The 1904-nt window shown below is 52.2% G+C and carries 2 protein-coding genes; both read left to right on the top strand.

Annotated elements, in window-relative coordinates:
• Positions 1-353: 353 nt before the first annotated feature.
• Complete coding sequence (locus FJ147_28400; protein ID MBM4259803.1) at positions 354-1439, top strand: LLM class flavin-dependent oxidoreductase; 1086 nt, start codon at positions 354-356, stop codon at positions 1437-1439.
• Between the two features lie 36 nt (positions 1440-1475).
• Positions 1476-1781: a hypothetical protein gene (locus tag FJ147_28395; protein ID MBM4259802.1), complete on the top strand. Its 306-nt coding sequence runs from the start codon at positions 1476-1478 to the stop codon at positions 1779-1781.
• The last annotated feature ends 123 nt before the right edge of the window (positions 1782-1904 follow it).

The following is a 1904-nucleotide window of genomic DNA, read 5'->3' as shown; positions in this document are numbered from 1 at the left end:
GCGAGAGGCCGGGGGAAAGAAGCTCTTCAATTGTGTCCATTCGGTCATGGTCAGGTCCGTTGGATAAACTCGCGGCAGTGTATTCATCCCTCAAGCTTACCAATCCCTTTTTCAAAACACTCTCTAAGGGGAAGCTGCGGTCTCATGATAATGGGATGTCTATATTGCTTGCAGATCATGTCCGATAGCACTGCCTCCAAACGCGCCACACTGTTTCCTTCGGCACCACTCGCGTGTGGCAGGTCAATCACCTCAACGTCATTCTTGTAACAAATTTGGCGTGGTTCCGTGTCTTCCTCGATAGCACGACTTTTGCTCCACCTTTGTGAGATCGCTCGTCAAAGGAGGACGCTATGCACGTCGGATTCGCGATGCTCATTCAGAATATCGGGGAGAAGTATACAGACCGTGAAGTGTATCAGCACGTCTTGGGAATGGCTGATATGGCCGAATCGCTCGGTTTTGATTCGATCTGGACGCCGGAACACCATTTCACTGAATACACGATGACGCCGAATGTGGCGCAGCTACTGACTTACCTTGCCGGTCGTACGCGGCACGTCAAGCTTGGAGCAATGGCCTACATCGTACCGTGGCACGAACCCATTCGTCTCGCGGAAGAAATTGCTGTGCTCGATCACACGTCGAACGGACGCGCAATTCTGGGCTTTGGCCGTGGGCTCGGACGGGTCGAGTTCGATGCCTTTCGCTTGAACATGAATGAGTCGCGTGAACGCTTTGTTGAATACACCGAAGCGGTACTCAAATCCTTAGAGACTGGCTACATCGAGTACAATGGGAAGCATTATAAGCAACCACGCGCGGCGATTCGTCCAGCGCCATTCAAATCGTTCAAAGGTCGGTCGTATGCAGCCGCCGTGTCTCCTGAATCCGCGCGCATCATGGCGCAACTCGGGCTCGGTATTCTGATCATTGCGCAGAAGCCATGGGACATCACCAAAGCTGAGTTGGCGATGTATCGGGACCTGTACAAAGAAATCAATAAGACCGAGGCTCCGAAACCGGTGCTTGCCAGCTTTGTCGCATGTCATGAAGACGAAGCGATGGCGAAAGAGATGCACCTCAAGTACATTCGTGGTTACGCGAAGTCCGCCCTCAAACACTACGAGTTCGATAACGTGAACCTTGCTGAGATCAAAGGCTACGAATATTACGGCGCGCTCTCGCAGAACATTGCCAGACACGGCACCGAAGCCTTCACCAATTTCCTGGCTGATCTGCAGATCTACGGGACACCAGACCAGGTCTACGAAAAAATCATGGACTACCAGTCAACCGTGCAGGGAGCAGGGCAGCTCGGGGTGTTTAGCTACGGCGGTATGCCGCATGACTTGGCGCTGCATAGCTACAAGCTCTTCGCACAAGAAGTGCTCCCCCGCCTCAAAGAGGTACGGGTCGAGAGTGCGTTAGCGGCATAGGGCAAGGTGAAGAGGAGATAAAGGAGGAAGAAGACGATGGGTAATTCTCTACAGCAACAAAGCGTGGCAGTCGATGTGCAACCGGTCGAGCAATATGACGTGATTATTGTCGGAGCCGGACTTACCGGACTGTATCAGTTGTATCGTATTCGACAGCTCGGACTCTCGGTGCGGGTCTTTGAAGATGGTGGTGGTGTCGGTGGGACCTGGTACTGGAATCGTTACCCTGGTTGTCGCTTTGATTCCGAAAGTGAAACCTACTCGTATTCATGGTCAGAGGAATTGCTGCAGGAGTGGAACTGGAAAGAACATTTCTCTGGCCAGCCAGAAACTGAGCGTTAGGCATGGGCAAGAATTAAGTTACCGATTAAGAGCGAGGAAGAAGCGTATAGTTCCAATCGCCATGAAACTTACCGGGTTTGATATTGAGCGCTTGAAACTCATCGTCGGAGACCTGTAGGCCTT

The sequence above is a fragment of the Deltaproteobacteria bacterium genome (assembly GCA_016874775.1).
GTDB lineage: Bacteria > Desulfobacterota > Binatia > Bin18 > Bin18 > VGTJ01.
This window is presented reverse-complemented; position numbering and strand designations above follow the sequence as displayed.

Bases quoted from the DNA above. Each gene is read 5' to 3' on its own strand.
- FJ147_28395 (MBM4259802.1), top strand. From the start codon at position 1,476: ATGGGTAATTCTCTACAGCAACAAAGCGTGGCAGTCGATGTGCAACCG.
- FJ147_28400 (MBM4259803.1), top strand. From the start codon at position 354: ATGCACGTCGGATTCGCGATGCTCATTCAGAATATCGGGGAGAAGTAT.